Origin of the sequence: Streptomyces sp. MZ04 (assembly GCF_004684775.1) — a bacterium.
Classification (GTDB): domain Bacteria; phylum Actinomycetota; class Actinomycetes; order Streptomycetales; family Streptomycetaceae; genus Streptomyces.
In genome coordinates, this window is record NZ_SRIC01000208.1 from 1 (window position 1) to 15,107 (window position 15,107).

A 15,107-nucleotide genomic window follows, 5' to 3' on the forward strand; every position below is an offset into this window, starting at 1 on the left:
GGCCTCGGGCGGGGCTACTGGCCGGCGTCGTCGCGGGCTGCGGCGGCTTCGGCGGGGGCGCCTGCACGGTCGTAGGCTTCGGCGGCCTGGAGCCAGGTTGTGCGGGCCAAGGCCGGGCGGTCGTCGGCCGCATGAGCGACGGCAAGGTGGTGGAGCGTATCGCCCACGTGGCGCCAGTCCTCAGATTGTCGGCAGGCCTCAAGACTCCTGCCGAACGCGGCGATGGCTTCGCTGAGCCGTCCCACCTGCATCAGATCATGCCCGAGGTTGTGCCACGCGATGCCTTCGCGAGTGTGGTTTCCGGTGGTGTGGAAGTGGTCGCGTGCGTGGGTGTGGGCGTCGATGGCTTCATCTACACGATCCGCGTGCCGCAGGGCGATACCGAGATTGTCCAGCGCCGTCGCCTCTGCGTCGTGGTTTCCGGGGCGTGCGGGCCCCAGGACGGGGTGACGGCGCGTGGCCGCAAGTGCCCCCGCCGTTCAGCGAGTTGCTCCGTCCACCACCAGCCTCACCGGCCCGACCTCCACCGTTTCGGGCAGGCGCAGGCCGCGCCGCCCCGGAGTGATCGACCCCAGTACGCTCGCGTGCCGCGCTCCCGTGCTCTCCGGGGCCGTCCCCGGAAGGCCGTGCGCGGTCAGGAATCCCAGTACGGCGAAGGCGTACGCCTCCTTCGCCGCGGCCGGCAGGCCGAGTTCGTCGGAGGTGCGCACCGGGATCCCGCTGCCCAACTCGGCCCGCAGGAAGGCCATCAGCGTCGGATTGCGCGTGCCGCCGCCGGAGGCGATGACCTCGGAGGCGCCGACCGAGCGGACGGCGTCGGCGACCGTGCGGGCGGTCAGCCGGGTGAGCGTCGCGACGACGTCCTCGGGGGTGAGCGCCCCGTACCCGGAGAGCGCCGCCCGCAGATAGGGCAGATGGAAGAGCTCCTTGCCGGTGGTCTTCGGGGCGGTCCGGGAGTAGTAGGGCTCGGCGAGCAGCTCGGCGAGGAGCTTCTCGTCGACGGTGCCCCGCGCGGCCATCTCGCCGTCGAGGTCACAGTCGACCCCTTCCGGCGTGAGGTCGCGCACCGCCGCGTCGATGAGGGCGTTGGCGGGGCCGGTGTCGAACGCGGTGCCGTCCGGGGCGGTGATGTTGGCGATGCCGCCCAGATTCAGCGCGGCGGGGGCGCCGGGGCGGCCGCGCAGCCACATCTGGTCGACAAGGCTGACCAGGGGCGCGCCCTGGCCGCCCGCTGCGACGTCGCGGGGGCGGAAGTCGGCGACCACGGGGAGCCCGGTCGCCTCGGCGATCCACGCGGGCTGCCCGATCTGCAGCGTGCCGTGCACCTGGCCGTCCTCGATCCAGTGGTAGACGGTCTGGCCGTGCGAGGCGACCAACTCGGCCTGCCCGTCGCACAGTTCGCGGTCCGCCTCGGCCGCGGCGGCGGCGAACGCCCGGCCGATGCGGGTGTCGAGGCGGCAGACCTCCGCGAGCGTGGTCGCGGCGGGCGGCAGCGCGGCGGCGAGCGCCGCCCGCAGCGCTTCGTCATAGCCGCGGGTGATGAGCCCCAGCGGGGTGAGCACCAGACGGTCGCCTTCGATCGTCAGGTCGGCCGCAGCGGCGTCGATGGCGTCGTACGAAGTCCCCGACATCAGCCCGATTACGCGCACGTGCTGCCCCTCTCGCTCTCCTCACCAGTGCGTTTGATCATCGCAGCGCGACGGGGTGTGCGCACTCGTACGTACGATCCAGTGCGGCGGGAAAGCCGGGAAAGCGCGGGGTCCGGCCTTCGGCCGCCCGGCAATCCGGCGGGTCACGTACGGGGACACGGCCTGCGAACCTGACCTGTCATCCCACGTCGGAGGCCGGATCTCATCCGTGCCCCCGGTCAGCGCCCGTTCGTGCCCCCCGTCAGCACCCGTTCCCGGCATGCGGCCGGGCTGCCCCACGCGGAGCGCAGCGCACGGGCCTTGGTCAGCCACAGGGAGAGGTCGTACTCCGCCGTGTAGCCGATCGCGCCATGGAGTTGGAGTGCCGCACGGGCCGCTGCGTACGCGGCTTCGCCCGTCGCGACCTTCGCGGCGGCCACATCGGCGGTGTCCATCGTCAGCGCCGCTCCGAACAGCAGCGGGCGGGCGAACTCGAGACCGATCAGGACGTCCGCGAGGCGGTGCTTGACGGCCTGGAAGCCGCCGATCGGTGTGCCGAACTGGGTGCGCTGCTTGACGTACGCGACGGTCTTGTCGAGGAGCGCAAGCCCCACGCCGAGCGCCTGCGCGGCCGTGGCGAGCGAGGCCAAGGCCGCCGCGTGACGGGCGGCGGCGGTCACCGAGGGGCCCGAGGCGAGGAGTTCGCCGGTCCGGTCGAGGCGGCCGAGGCGGCGTGCCGGGTCCAGGGAGCGGCCCACGCGCGCGTGCCCGGACGCGAGGCGCAGTTCCTCGCCGGTGACGATCAGCGGCAGCGTCGCCGCGTCCGCGTCCAGCGCGAAAGGACCGCCTTCGGGGAGCGTGAGTGTCGCCATCGCGTCGCCCGATATCAGGGGCGGAAGCAGCCGCTTGGCCGGTTCCGCGTCGCCGAGGTCGGCAAGACGGGCGAGGAGCGCGGCCGCCGCCACCGTCTCGACCACGGGGCCGGGCACGGCATGCCGGCCCAACTCGACGAACGCCACGGCCACTTCCACGGGGAGCGGGCCCACCCCCTCGTACTCCTCCGGAGCGGCGAGCGCGAACACGCCCGCGTCCGCGAGCCGTCCCCACACGGCGCGCCCCGGAGCGTGCTCCCCGGCGGCCCAGGCCCGGGCGGCCGCCGGTGTGTCCGTGGCGGTCAGCATCGCGTCCAGCGAGCGCGCGAACTCGTGCTGCTCGGCGTCGAGGAGGAACCTCATCAGCGGCGTCCCTTCGGCAGGCCGAGCAGCCGCTCGGCGATGATGTCGCGCTGGATCTCGTTCGTGCCCGCGTAGATCGGCCCGGCGAGCGAGAAGACGTAGCCCTCCGCCCACTCGCGGCTCTCCGCCCTCTCGCCGCCTTCCGCCGGGCCGCCGCCTTCCGCCGGGCCGCCGCCTTCCGCCGGGCCGCCGCCCTCCGACGAGCTGCCGCCTTCCGCCGGGCCGCCGCCCTCCACCAACTCGCCTTCCGCGCCCAGGAGATCCAGCGCCGTCTCGTGCAGCGCGATGTCGTACTCGGACCAGAAGACCTTGTTCAGGCTCGACTCGGCGCCGATCGTCTCGCCCGCCGTGAAGCGCGAGGCGTTCGCCCACGTGAAGAGCTGATAGGCGCGGGCGCCGATCACGGCGTCGGCCACCCGGTCGCGCAGCGCCGTGTCCGCCGGGTCGCCGTGCGCGCGCCACTCGCGCACCAGGCGCTCGGCCGCGGCGACGAACCGGCCGGGGGAGCGCAGCGTCAGACCGCGTTCGTTGCCGGTCGTCGACATGGCGATGCGCCAGCCCTGGCCAGGCTCCCCGATCACATCCTCGTCCGGTACGAAGACGTCGTCGAGGAAGAGCTCGGCGAACGCCGGTTTGCCGTCCAGGCGGCCGATGGGGCGGACGGTCACGCCGTCGGCGTCGAGCGGGAACATCAGATACGTCAGGCCCCGGTGCGGCTTGCCCGCTTCGTTCCCGGACGGATCGCTGCGGAACAGGCCGAACGCGCGGTCCGCGAAGGCGGCCCGCGACGACCAGGTCTTCTGCCCGCTGATCAGCCAACCGCCCTCCGCGCGGCGGGCGGTGGAGCGCAGCGACGCGAGGTCGGAGCCGGACTCGGGCTCCGACCAGGCCTGCGCCCAGATCACCTCGCCGCTCGCCATCGACGGCAGGATCCGCGCGCGCTGCTCGGGCGTCCCGAAGTCGAAGAGGGTCGGCGCGAGGAGGTTGATGCCGTTCTGCGAGACCCGGCCGGGTCCGCCCGCCGCGAAGTACTCCTCCTCGAAGATCAGCCACTTGACGATGTCGACGCCCTGCCCGCCGTACTCCTCGGGCCAGGAGACCACCGACCAGCGGTCGGCCGCGAGCTCGTGCTCCCAGGCGCGGTGCGCCGCGAAGCCCTCCTCGGTCTCCAGCGACGGCAGCGGCTCGGCAGGCACATGCGCGCCGAGCCAGGCGCGTGCCCGCTGCCTGAAATCCTCTTCTCCGGCAGTGAAGTCGAGGTCCATCAGTGGCCCACCTCTTCGGTCGGATCTTTCCCGGCACTCTTCCCTAACAAGTGTTTGGTAGATTACCTTGAAGGGAGTCAGCCGTCGAGAGCTGTCGGGGGCTTCGAGAGTGAAGAGGAAGGGGGCCGCGCATGGACGCGCCCGAGTACGTGCCGGGGCACGGTCTGCTCGCTGGCCGCACGGCCGTCGTCACCGCCGCGGCCGGGGCGGGCATCGGCGGAGCCACCGCCCGCCGTTTCCTGGAGGAGGGCGCGCGCATCGTCATCGGCGACGCCCATCCGCGCCGCACGAAGGAGGCGGTGGAAGCGCTCGCCGGGGAGTTCGGCGCCGACCGCGTCGACGGCATGCCCTGCGACGTGACGGACGAGACCCAGGTGCAGGCCCTCTACGACCTGGCCGAGCAGCGCCACGGCGGTCTGGACGTCGTCGTGAACAACGCGGGGCTCGGGGGCACCGCCGAGCTGACCGAGATGACCGACGAGCAGTGGGACAAGGTCATCGACGTGACGTTGAACGGCACCTTCCGCTCCACCCGGGCCGCCCTGCGCCGCATGCGGGCCGCCGACCGGGGCGGCGTGATCGTGAACAACGCGTCGGTGCTCGGCTGGCGTGCCCAGGCGGGCCAGGCGCACTACGCCGCGGCGAAGGCCGGCGTCATGGCGCTCACGCGCTGCGCCGCCATCGAGGCCGCTCCCCACGGGATACGGATCAACGCGGTCTCGCCCAGCCTCGCCATGCACCCGCACCTCGCGAAGGTCACCTCTCCCGAGCTGCTCGAAGAGCTCACCGCGCGCGAGGCGTTCGGGCGGTATGCCGAACCGTGGGAGATAGCCAACGTCATCGTCTTCCTGGCCAGTGGCTACTCCTCGTACATGACGGGGGAGACGGTCTCGGTCAGCAACCAGCACGCCTAGGCGGAGAATGACCGTGTGTCGAAACCGAAGCAGAGCAGCACCACAACGAAGCCGAGCAGCACTCCAAAGAAGAAGGTCCCGGTGAGCCCCTCGCCCGAGCGTCGCGGCGAGCTCCTCGCGATCGCCGCCGACGTCTTCGCCGAACAGGGGTACAACGCGACCACGGTCCGCAAGATCGCGGACGCCGCCGGCATGCTCGCCGGCAGCCTCTACTACCACTTCGACTCCAAGGAGTCGATGCTCGAAGAGATCCTCTCCACCTTCCTCACCGAGCTGTGGGACGGGTACGACACGGTGCTCCAGTCTCAGCTCGGCCCCCGCGAGACCCTCGAGGCGCTCGTCACCGAGTCCTTCCGGGAGATCGACCGGCACCGCTCCGCCGTCGCCATCTACCAGAAGGAGTCCAAGCACCTGGTCGCGCAGGAGCGCTTCCAGTACCTGGCCGACTCGCAGCAGCGCTTCGAGAAGGCATGGCTGACGACGCTGGAGCGGGGCGTCGCGGAGCACGTCTTCCGCGCCGACCTGGACATCCGGCTCGCCTACCGCTTCGTGCGCGACACCGTCTGGGTCGCCGCGTCCTGGTACCGCCCCGGCGGAGGCCACAGCCCCGAGGAGATCGCCCGCCAGTACCTCTCGATGGTCCTGGACGGCATCTCCGTACGCACGTAGAGCGCGCGCCGTCGCCCGACGGCCGCACCGACCGAGGAGCACGAGGAGTACGCAGTCATGGCCGAGGCCTACATCGTCGAAGCGGTCCGCACCCCTGTCGGCAGGCGCAAGGGAGGCCTCTCGGCCGTCCACCCCGCCGACCTGGGAGCCCATGTCCTGAAGGCGCTCGTCGAGCGCACGGGCGTCGACCCGGCGGCCGTCGAGGACGTCGTCTTCGGCTGCCTGGACACGGTCGGCCCGCAGGCGGGCGACATCGCCCGCACCAGCTGGCTCGCGGCCGGACTGCCCGAAGAGGTGCCCGGCGTGACGATCGACCGGCAGTGCGGCTCCTCGCAGCAGGCCGTGCACTTCGCGGCGCAAGGCGTCCTGTCCGGCACCCAGGACCTCGTCGTCGCCGGCGGCACGCAGAACATGTCGATGATCCCCATCGCCTTCGCGTCCCGGCAGGCCGCCGAGCCGCTCGGACTCACCGAAGGCCCCTACGCGGGCAGCGATGGCTGGCGCGCACGCTACGGCGACCGGCCCGTCAACCAGTTCCACGGAGCCCAGCTGATCGCCGAGAAGTGGGGCATATCCCGCCGCGACATGGAGGAGTTCGCGCTCCGCTCGCACCAGCGGGCGATCCGCGCGATCGACGAGGGCCGCTTCGCCCGCGAACTCGTCGCCCATGGCGACGTGACCACCGACGAGGGCCCGCGCCGCGACACGACCCTGGAGAAGATGGCGGGCCTCAAGCCCGTCCTGGACGACGGCACCATCACCGCCGCCTGCTCCTCACAGGTCTCGGACGGAGCGGCCGCGATGCTCATCGCGAGCGAACGGGCCGTGCGGGAGCACGGGTTGACGCCCCGTGCCCGCGTGCACCACCTCTCCGTGCGCGGCGAGGACCCCATCCGCATGCTGTCCGCGCCGATCCCCGCAACGGCGTACGCGCTCAAGAAGACCGGCATGAGCATCGACGACATCGACCTTGTCGAGATCAACGAAGCGTTCGCACCGGTCGTCCTCGCCTGGCTGAAGGAGACCGGGGCCGACCCGGACAAGGTCAACGTCAACGGCGGTGCGATAGCCCTCGGCCACCCCCTCGGCGCGACGGGCGTCAAACTGATGACGACACTCCTGCACGAACTGGAGCGCACCGGCGGCCGGTTCGGCCTCCAGACCATGTGCGAAGGCGGCGGCCAGGCGAACGTGACGATCATCGAGCGGCTCTGACGGCGTCCAGCTCGGGCCCGTCCCTCACCCCTTGCGGCGGTTGCTGCCCGGACCCCGCACCGTGGGGCCCACTACCCCGCTAGTCTCGAGGTCTGTACGTCGATTGAGCGACCTCAGGAGGTAGCGCGATGACGCAGGGACGGCCCGGAGGAGCCACCTGGGCCCCGCTGTGGGAGCGCGACGCGGAACTCGCGGCGGCCGCACGGGCCGTGGATGAGCTGTGCTCCGACTCCATGACGGCGGGCGGTCTGATCGTCTTCCGCGGCGAGGCGGGCATCGGCAAGACGGCGCTGCTCGCCGAGGTGCGCCGGATCGCGGAGGGGCGGGCCACGGTCTGGTCCGCGCGCGGCGGTGAGACCGTCACCTCCGTCCCCTTCAACGTCGTACGACAACTGCTGCAGCCGGCCCTTGTCTCCCTCACGCCCGACGAGGCCCGGGAGTATCTCGGCGACTGGTACGAGATCGCGGGACCCGCGCTCGGCATAGCCGAGCCGGGCGGCGTCCAGGCCGACCCGCAGGGCGTGTGCGACGGCCTGGTCGAGGCGGTCGCACGCCTGGCGAGACTGCACTGGCCGCTCGTCCTGATCATCGACGACGCGCACTGGGCCGACCAGGAGACGCTGCACTGGCTGGCCGCGTTCACCCAGCATCTGGCCGAACTGCCGGTCCTGGTCGTGGTCGCCCACCGGCCGGACGAGGCCAAGGGCGACAGCGCACGCCACCTCGCGGCGGTCGGCGCGGCGTCCGGCCCCTCGACGGTCCTGCGCGCGCTCACCCCGGAGGCCGCGGCCGGACTCACCCGCGCCACCCTCGGCGAGCACGCCGACGCCCCGTTCTGCCGCGAGGTGTGGGCGGTCACCGGCGGCAATCCGTACGAGTCCGTGGAACTGCTCGCCAAGGTGCACGACAGCGAGCTCGAGCCCGTGGAGGGATCCGCGGAGGAACTGCGCGCCCTGAACCGATCGGCGCGCGGCCGCGGCCTCGTCGCCCGCCTCGAAGGCCTCGGCACGGACGTCACACGGTTCGCGTGGGCGGCCGCGATCCTCGGCGCGGCGATCCCCCTCGACCTCGCCGCCTCGCTCGCCGGGATGACGCGCGAGACGGCCCAGCGCTGCGCGGAGCGACTGCGCACGGCCCGCATCCTGCTCGGCGACGACCTGGGCATGGAGTTCGTCCACCCGCTGATCGCCAGCACCGTCTACCGCTCGATCCCGCCCGCCACGCGCACCGCGATGCACGGCCAGGCCGCCTGGGCCGTCACCCTGTCGAGGCGTGGCGCGGCGGCCGCGTCCCGGCACCTCCTCGAAGTCCACCCGGACGACGACCCGGAGCTCGTCGAGCAGTTGCGCGCCGCGGCGGCCGAGCATCTCGCGGTCGGCGCGCCGGACGCCGCCCGCCGCTGCCTGGAGCGGGCCCTGCGGGAACCACCCCTGCCCGAGAACCACGCGCGCGTGCTCTACGAACTGGGCTGCGCCACCCTCCTCACCTCGCCCGCCACCACCATCCGCCATCTCAGCGAGGCGCTGCACACACCGGGACTCGACCGCACGCTGAGAGTGGACGCGGTCTGCCGGCTGTCCCAAGCCCTGGTGCACAACGACCAGTTGGAGGAGGCCCTGCGCGTCGTCGACGCCGAGGCCGCTCGCCTGGAGCCGGGCCCGGACCGGATGCGGCTGCTGGGCGTCCACTACATGTGGGAGGGCATCCACGCCGGCGAGGAGGACGCGACGGGCCGCTCGCGCCGGCTTGCCGCGCTCGCCGGACCGCTGCCGGGACGCGACAACTCCGAGCGCGCCCTGCTGATCCTGCGCGCCTTCGACGCCATGACCCGCGGGGAGAACGCGGAGGAGATCGTCGAACTCTGCGACCGCTCGCTCGTCAACGGCCGCCTCGCGCCCGGCCTCGGCTGGACCGACACCGAGTGGGGCTTCGAGCTCCTGATGATGCTGGGCAGCGCCTACATCTTCACCGACCGGCTCGACCGCGCCGAGAGCCTCTTCGTGGAGGCGGTCCGCGCCTATGAGACCGCGGGCTGGAGCGGCGGCCATCTGGCGCTCGCCAAGGCCTGGTTCGGCCTGGTGCACCGCAGGCGCGGACGGCTCACGGAGGCGGAGGACTCGCTGCGGGACAGCCTGCGCCTTGCCGACCGGGTCGGCAGCGGCCTCCCGATGCACTGGGACGCCGCGTGCATGCTCATCGACACCCTGCTCGCCCGCGGCAAGGTCGACGAGGCACAGGAAGTCGCCGACCGCTACGGCATCGCGCCGCCCTACCCGTCCACCATCTTCGTGCCCGACATCCACTCCGTACGCGGCCGTCTGCTGATCGCCGTGGGACTGCGGAGCGAGGGCGTCAGCGAATTGGAGGTCGCCGCGAAGGCGTCGAACGCACGCGGCCGCTACAACACGATCGTCGCGCCCTGGGCGCACGATCTGGCCCGCGCGCTGGCCTCGGACGATCCGCGGCGGGCCGCGGAACTCGCCGCGGACGCACGGGTCCAGGCGGAGCTGTTCGGCACGGAGACGGCGATCGGAGAGGCACTGCGGTGCGCGGCGTCCCTGGAGAGCGGGCAGCGGGCGGTCGACCTGTACGCGCGAGCGGTCGCCTGCCTGGAGGCTTCGCCGTGCGCGTACGAACACGCGGTGGCCCGGGTCGAGTACGGGATCGCGGCGGGGTCCGCCGACGAGTTGGCGCGGGGTCTTGCCTTGGCCGACGCGTGCGGGGCGGACGGTCTTGTTGCCCGGGCGCGGGCGTCGTTGGAGGTGGCGGGGGTGTGAGCGGGGGCCGGTGGCTACGGGTGACCGTAGATCACCGGCTCCGCCGAGTTCGCCCTCAAACTCCCCCAAGCTCTTAAAGAGCGGGGAGGGACCCCCTCGACGGGCTGAGACGTACCAGGCGTCCCGTCACCTCCGCCGCCTCCTCCATGATCCGCGCGATCAACTCCTCGCACGAGGGCAGGTCCTCGATGACCCCCGCCACCTGGCCGGAGGCCATCACCCCCGCCTCCGGGTGGCCGTCCACCATCGCCGCCTTCAGCATCATCGGCGTATTCGCCGCCAGCAGGATCTGACTCCACGTCAGGCCCTTGCCGTGCCGCATGGTCAGGCCGTCCCGGACCATCTCCCCCCACCCCATCCCGGACAGTTTCCGGAACGCCGCCGCATGGCGCACCGCCCGCGTGAGGGACGACAGACGTCCGGACTTCTCGAGGGCGGTCACCAGTTCCGTGCGCAGCATGCGATGCGGGAGGCCGTCCACCCGCGTCGTCACCGTGACGTCCTTGACCGATGCCGCCAGGTAGCGCGCCTTGACCGCGTCCGGCACCGTCGAGTCCGAGGTGAGAAGGAAACGCGTGCCCATCGCCACGCCCGCCGCTCCGTACGCGAGCGCGGCGACGAGGCCCCGCCCGTCGTAGAAACCACCCGCGGCGATCACCGGTATGTCCACCGCGTCCACGACCTGCGGCAGCAGCACCGTCGAAGCGACCTCCCCCGTGTGTCCGCCGCCCTCGCCGCCCTGCACGACGACCGCGTCCGCGCCCCACGCGGCGACCTTCTCCGCGTGCCGCCGCGCGCCGATGGACGGGATGACGACCACTCCGGCGTCCTTCAGCTCGGCGATCAGCTCTTTCGAGGGGGCCAGGGCGAAGGACGCGACCCGGACGCCCTCATCGACGATGACGCGTACGCGGTCCCGCGCGTCGCCCGCGTCGGCGCGCAGGTTGACCCCGAACGGCTCGTCCGTACGGGACTTGACCTCCCGGACGGCGGAGCGCAGCTCGTCGACGGTCATCGTCGCGGAGGCCAGGATGCCCAGGGCGCCCGCGTTCGCCGTCGCGGAGACCAGGCGGGGGCCCGCCACCCACCCCATGCCGGTCTGCACGATCGGATGGCGGACGCCGACCAGCCTGGTCAGCGCCGTCTCCATGGTCGCCGGGCCGGGACTCATGCGCGCACCTCGCGGTCCCGCAGGCCGCGCGGGTCCACCACGTCCCGGATCAACCGCAGTTCCTCCGCCGACGGCTCGCGCGTGAACGGGATGTCGTCCGGAGCGTCGAGCGCGAAGCCCGTCGCCTCCCGCACCTGATCGACCGTCGCCCCCGGGTGCAGCGAGACGATGCGCATCGCGTGGTCCGGTGTCGAGAAGTCGAAGACGCCGAGGTCGGACACGACCCGGCGCAGATCGTGGTAGCGCGTCGCGGAGGGTCCTGCCGCCGCCGCGCTGTCGAAGCCCACCCCGCTGATCATGTCGACCTTCTCGACGAAGACGCGCGTCGAGTGGCGGGGGATCCAGTAACTCACCGGATTGTTGAGGGTGTTGACGGGTGCGCCGCGAACGCCGAGCAGCTGGCGCTTGGGTCGCTCCCAGTCGCCGATGCAGGAGATGTTCTGATTGCCGAAGCGGTCGATCTGGCTCGCGCCCATCATCACGTGCCGCCTGCCGCCCATCACCATCGTCAGATGCCTGCGATACGGCAGCCAGCCCTCCGTCACCGCCGACGGCGCCCCCACGGCGGGCACATCGCCGATCAGCAGTGCCTCCCCGTCCGTGAGCAGCAGATCCGGCGAGAACGTCAGCTTCGCCAGGCGGGCCCCGATCGACGGCACCGTGCCCATCGGGGATGCGAGGATCTCGCCCGCGTCCCGCCAGGCCTCGGCGCAGGCGATCACGCAGTACTCGGCGCGGGTGACGGCGGTCGCGGCGGGCGCCGTCGATTCGGTCTGCGTCATCGCTGCTCCTTGTGCCAGGTCTGGACGGCCGACTGGTAGTCCTGCTCGGTTCCGGAGAGGAAGCGGTCCTGGAAGGCCTGCCAGGCGTCCGGGTCGCCCGCCGCGGTGGCGTACGCCTTCTGGAAGGGTTCGTCGCGGCCGTAGTCCGGCACGCACGACGTGAAGTGCGCCCCCTTCGGCGTCTCGGCCACCCCCGTCACCGCGTGCCGAGAGATCAGCATCGTCTGCGGTGCCGCGTGCTCGGTGAGCGCGCTCGACTCGACGATCCGCTCGCACGACACATACGCGGTGTCGGCCGCCTCGCAGAACAAGTCGTCGAAGTACGGATCAGGGCCCAGATACTGGGCGTTGCCCAGACGGTCCGCGCGGTTCATGTGCACCAGCGCCGCGTCCATCCGCAGGGCGGGCACCGCGAGCAGCTCCTCCCCGTCCTCGTACGGCGAAGTGACCGTACGCAGCTGGGGGTTGACCCGCAGCACGTCCGAACCGAGGCCCGCGCGGATCGGCAGGAACGGCAGCCGCTGGGCGCCCGCCGTAAGACCCTGCATGAACATCGCCTCGTCCAGCTCGACGAGTTCGAAGGCGCCACGCTCGCGTGCCGCCCGGAAATGCGGCTCCAGGGGGATCGAGTCGAGTGTGGTGAACGCCGTGACCAGCTTGCGGATCCGCCCGGCCGCGGCGAGCAGGCCGATGTCCGGACCGCCGTACGCGACGACGGTGAGGTCCGTGACCCCGGACCGCAACAGCGCGCGCACCAGCGCCATCGGCTTGCGGCGCGAACCCCAGCCGCCGATGCCGAGCGTCATCCCGCTCCGCAGCCGCCCCGCGATCTCGTCGGGCGTCATGATCTTGTCCGTCATGCCCTGCTGCCCTTCCCGTCCGTATCCGCCGGCTCTTCCGTCTCGGCTGTCTTGTCTGGCTCATCCGTCTTGCCTGTCTCGTCCTTCGTCCCGAAGCCGTCGCGGACGCGGTCGGCCAGGCCGCTCAAGTTCGCCTCGAAGGTGAAGCCCTGCTCGAAGCGGTAGCTCCGGTGCACGTCGACGGGGTCGATGCCGTTGATCGCGGCCTTGGCGAAGCGCAGCAGCGTCCCGTCCTTCCGGGCGATCTCCCGCGCCAACTCCAGTGCCGCATCGCGCAGTTCCGCGCGCGGTACCACCCGCCACACGGAGCCGTGCGCGTGCAGTTCGGCGGCGGTCGCCGTGCGCGATGTGTAGTACAGGGCGCGCATCAGGTGCTGCGGCACCAGGCGCGCGAGGTGTGTCGCGGCGCCGAGCGCGCCGCGGTCGAGCTCGGGCAGGCCGAACGTGGCGTCGTCGCTCGCCACGATCGCGTCCGCGTTGCCCACAAGCCCGATGCCGCCGCCCAGGCAGAAGCCGTGCACCGCCGCGACGACCGGCACCTCGCACTCGTACACCGCGGAAAACGCTTCGTAGCACCCGCGGTTGGCGCCTATCAGGGCACTGTGCCCGCTGTCGCGCTGCATCTCCTTGATGTCCACGCCCGCGTTGAATCCGCGGCCCTCCGCGGCAAGGACCACACAGCGCGTTTCCGGGTCCCGGCCCGCACTGCGCACGGCGGCCGCCAGGTCGTACCAACCGTGGACAGGGAGGGCGTTGACGGGTGGGAAGTCGACGGTGACGACGGCCACGCCCTTGTCCGGGATCGAGGTGGAGACAGACATCAGAGGATCCGCTACCTTTCAACCAGGCGCTTTCAACCAAACATTTGTTAGTTGGAAAGGTAGCAGTGATGACTGACACGCGACAGGGCGTGCGACCGGCCGGGCGGCAGGAGGCGGGGCAGGTGGTCGTCGTCACCGGCGGCACCCGGGGCGTCGGCGCCGGCATCGCGCGCAGCTTCCTCGCCGTCGGCGCGCACGTCGTCGTCTGCGCCCGCAGGCCACCGGACAGCCCGGTCGAAGTCGGCGGCGCGGCGGCCGAGTTCCGCCCCCTCGATCTGCGCGACCCGGAAGCCGCGCGCACCTTCTTCGCCGATGTGGCCGCCGATCACGGCCGGTTGGACGTGCTGGTGAACAACGCGGGCGGATCCCCCTTCGGGCTGCTCGCCGACGCGTCCCCCGCCCGCCATGCCAAGATCGTCGAACTCAACCTGCTGGCCCCGTTGTACGCGTCGCTCGCGGCGTACGAGGTGATGCGCGCGCAGCGACCTGCGGGCGGCAGCATCACCATGATCGGGAGCGTCAGCGGCACCCGGCCCTCTCCCGGCACCGGCGCCTATGGCGCGGCCAAGGCGGGCCTGGAGAACCTGGCCCGCACGATGGCCGTCGAATGGGCTCCCACGGTGCGGGTGAACACCGTCGTCCTGGGCCTCGCCCGAACCGAGAGCGCCCATCTGCACTACGGCGACGAGGCCGGTATCGCGGAGGTCGCCCGCACGGTCCCGCTGGGGCGGCTCGCCGACCCGTCGGACGCCGGGGACGCGTGCGTCTTCCTCGCCTCCGACGGCGCGCGCTACATCAGCGGTGCGGCGCTGCATCTGCACGGGGGCGGTGAGCGCCCGGCGTTCCTCGACGCGGCGTCCGTGAACCAGTAGCCATCAGCAAGTAGCCGCCAGCAAGTAGGTATCAGCAAGTAGGTATCAGCAAGGGAAAGGGTTGCCGTATGACTGCCAGGAACGGGATCTGCGAAGGTCGTGTCGTGATCGTCACGGGCGCGGGGCGGGGCCTGGGGCGGGCGCACGCGCGCGCGTACGCCGCCGAGGGCGCGAGGGTCGTCGTGAACGACCTCGGTGTGGGGCCGGACGGCTCAGGAGCGTCCGGCGGGCCCGCGCACGACGTCGTCGCGGAGATCCGCGCGGCGGGCGGCGAGGCCGTCGCGCACGGCGGTGACATCGCCACGTCCGAGGGGGCGGTGTCCCTCGTCGCGGCCGCCGTCGACACCTATGGGCGGCTTGACACGCTCGTGAACAACGCGGGGTTCCTGCGTGACCGGATGCTGGTGAACCTGGAGGAGGACGACTGGGACGCCGTCATGCGGGTCCACCTGAAGGGCCACTTCCTGCCGCTGAAGCATGCGGCGGCGTACTGGCGCGCCGAGTCGAAGGCCGGACGGGCGCGGCACGCGTGCGTGGTCAACACCAGTTCCGGGGCGGGCCTGTTGGGTAGCGTCGGCCAGGGGAACTACAGCGCCGCCAAGGCCGGGATACTGGGCCTCACCATGGTCGCCGCCGCCGAATTCGGTTCCTACGGAGTGCGGGTGAACGCGATCGCGCCGGCCGCGCGGACGCGGATGACGGAGGGGACCTTTACCGAGGCCATGGCTGCGCCTGAGGACGGGGGCTTCGACGCGATGTCTCCGGACAACGTGTCGCCGATCGTGGTCTGGCTCGGCTCCGAGGCGTCCGACGGCGTCACTGGGCGGGTGTTCGAGGCCGAGGCGGGTCGCATCACCGTGATGGAGGGGTGGCGGCCGGGGCCCAGCGCCGACAAGGG

13 protein-coding genes are annotated in these 15,107 nt (G+C 72.0%); 6 read left to right on the forward strand and 7 right to left on the reverse strand.

Annotated features, from left to right (window positions below; all coding sequences use genetic code 11):
- Positions 1-479 precede the first annotated feature (479 nt).
- The 3 genes from E2651_RS31235 to E2651_RS31245 form a co-directional block, all read right to left on the reverse strand.
- Positions 480-1,649, reverse strand: coding sequence for an anhydro-N-acetylmuramic acid kinase (locus E2651_RS31235; protein ID WP_135334611.1), 1,170 nt, complete (start codon positions 1,647-1,649; stop codon positions 480-482).
- 218 nt (positions 1,650-1,867) lie between these two features.
- On the reverse strand, positions 1,868-2,863 hold the full coding sequence (locus tag E2651_RS31240) for an acyl-CoA dehydrogenase (protein ID WP_135334612.1): 996 nt from the start codon (positions 2,861-2,863) through the stop codon (positions 1,868-1,870).
- Positions 2,863-4,128, reverse strand: a complete 1,266-nt coding sequence (locus E2651_RS31245; protein WP_135334613.1) for an acyl-CoA dehydrogenase family protein — start codon at positions 4,126-4,128, stop codon at positions 2,863-2,865. Before E2651_RS31245 ends, E2651_RS31240 begins: the two co-directional genes overlap by 1 nt.
- 131 nt (positions 4,129-4,259) lie before the next feature.
- Here E2651_RS31245 and E2651_RS31250 point away from each other — a divergent pair, with 131 nt between their 5' ends.
- The 4 genes from E2651_RS31250 (at position 4,260) to E2651_RS31265 (ending at position 9,703) form a co-directional block, all read left to right on the forward strand.
- A complete protein-coding gene (locus tag E2651_RS31250) occupies positions 4,260-5,042 on the forward strand; it encodes an SDR family oxidoreductase (protein WP_135334614.1) in 783 nt (260 codons plus the stop codon).
- Between the two features lie 81 nt (positions 5,043-5,123).
- Positions 5,124-5,711 (forward strand): TetR/AcrR family transcriptional regulator, encoded by a 588-nt coding sequence (locus tag E2651_RS31255; protein ID WP_209446291.1) that lies wholly within the window; start codon positions 5,124-5,126, stop codon positions 5,709-5,711.
- Between the two features lie 57 nt (positions 5,712-5,768).
- Positions 5,769-6,926 carry an acetyl-CoA C-acetyltransferase gene (locus E2651_RS31260; RefSeq protein ID WP_135334616.1) on the forward strand — a complete coding sequence of 386 codons (1,158 nt, stop codon included), beginning with the start codon at positions 5,769-5,771 and terminating at the stop codon, positions 6,924-6,926.
- Positions 6,927-7,054: 128 nt separating this feature from the next.
- Complete coding sequence (locus E2651_RS31265; protein ID WP_135334617.1) at positions 7,055-9,703, forward strand: ATP-binding protein; 2,649 nt, start codon at positions 7,055-7,057, stop codon at positions 9,701-9,703.
- Positions 9,704-9,776: 73 nt separating this feature from the next.
- Here E2651_RS31265 and E2651_RS31270 read toward each other — a convergent pair whose 3' ends face one another.
- The 4 genes from E2651_RS31270 to E2651_RS31285 are packed head-to-tail and all read right to left on the reverse strand — an operon-like array spanning position 9,777 to position 13,337.
- Positions 9,777-10,853, reverse strand: a complete 1,077-nt coding sequence (locus E2651_RS31270) for a nitronate monooxygenase (protein ID WP_245239352.1) — start codon at positions 10,851-10,853, stop codon at positions 9,777-9,779.
- A 17-nt stretch (positions 10,854-10,870) separates the two neighbouring features.
- Positions 10,871-11,656, reverse strand: coding sequence for a CoA-transferase (locus E2651_RS31275; protein WP_135334619.1), 786 nt, complete (start codon positions 11,654-11,656; stop codon positions 10,871-10,873).
- A complete protein-coding gene (locus E2651_RS31280) occupies positions 11,653-12,516 on the reverse strand; it encodes a CoA-transferase (RefSeq protein WP_135334620.1) in 864 nt (287 codons plus the stop codon). Before E2651_RS31280 ends, E2651_RS31275 begins: the two co-directional genes overlap by 4 nt.
- Positions 12,513-13,337, reverse strand: a complete 825-nt coding sequence (locus tag E2651_RS31285) for an enoyl-CoA hydratase family protein (RefSeq protein WP_135334621.1) — start codon at positions 13,335-13,337, stop codon at positions 12,513-12,515. Before E2651_RS31285 ends, E2651_RS31280 begins: the two co-directional genes overlap by 4 nt.
- Positions 13,338-13,405: 68 nt before the next feature.
- Here E2651_RS31285 and E2651_RS31290 point away from each other — a divergent pair, with 68 nt between their 5' ends.
- Entirely contained in the window at positions 13,406-14,209 is an 804-nt protein-coding gene (locus E2651_RS31290; RefSeq protein ID WP_135334622.1) for an SDR family oxidoreductase, read from the forward strand.
- 68 nt (positions 14,210-14,277) lie between these two features.
- A partial coding sequence (locus E2651_RS31295) for an SDR family oxidoreductase (protein ID WP_135334623.1) occupies positions 14,278-15,107 on the forward strand: 830 nt, incomplete at its 3' end.

What these genes read in the sequence shown, in the direction of transcription:
- E2651_RS31245 (WP_135334613.1), bottom strand. Translation starts at nt 4,128, where the DNA reads ATGGACCTCGACTTCACTGCCGGAGAAGAGGATTTCAGGCAGCGGGCA.
- E2651_RS31250 (WP_135334614.1), top strand. Translation starts at nt 4,260, where the DNA reads ATGGACGCGCCCGAGTACGTGCCGGGGCACGGTCTGCTCGCTGGCCGC.
- E2651_RS31240 (WP_135334612.1), bottom strand. Translation starts at nt 2,863, where the DNA reads ATGAGGTTCCTCCTCGACGCCGAGCAGCACGAGTTCGCGCGCTCGCTG.
- E2651_RS31265 (WP_135334617.1), top strand. Translation starts at nt 7,055, where the DNA reads ATGACGCAGGGACGGCCCGGAGGAGCCACCTGGGCCCCGCTGTGGGAG.
- E2651_RS31270 (WP_245239352.1), bottom strand. Translation starts at nt 10,853, where the DNA reads ATGGAGACGGCGCTGACCAGGCTGGTCGGCGTCCGCCATCCGATCGTG.
- E2651_RS31280 (WP_135334620.1), bottom strand. Translation starts at nt 12,516, where the DNA reads ATGACGGACAAGATCATGACGCCCGACGAGATCGCGGGGCGGCTGCGG.
- E2651_RS31290 (WP_135334622.1), top strand. Translation starts at nt 13,406, where the DNA reads ATGACTGACACGCGACAGGGCGTGCGACCGGCCGGGCGGCAGGAGGCG.
- E2651_RS31275 (WP_135334619.1), bottom strand. Translation starts at nt 11,656, where the DNA reads ATGACGCAGACCGAATCGACGGCGCCCGCCGCGACCGCCGTCACCCGC.
- E2651_RS31285 (WP_135334621.1), bottom strand. Translation starts at nt 13,337, where the DNA reads ATGTCTGTCTCCACCTCGATCCCGGACAAGGGCGTGGCCGTCGTCACC.
- E2651_RS31260 (WP_135334616.1), top strand. Translation starts at nt 5,769, where the DNA reads ATGGCCGAGGCCTACATCGTCGAAGCGGTCCGCACCCCTGTCGGCAGG.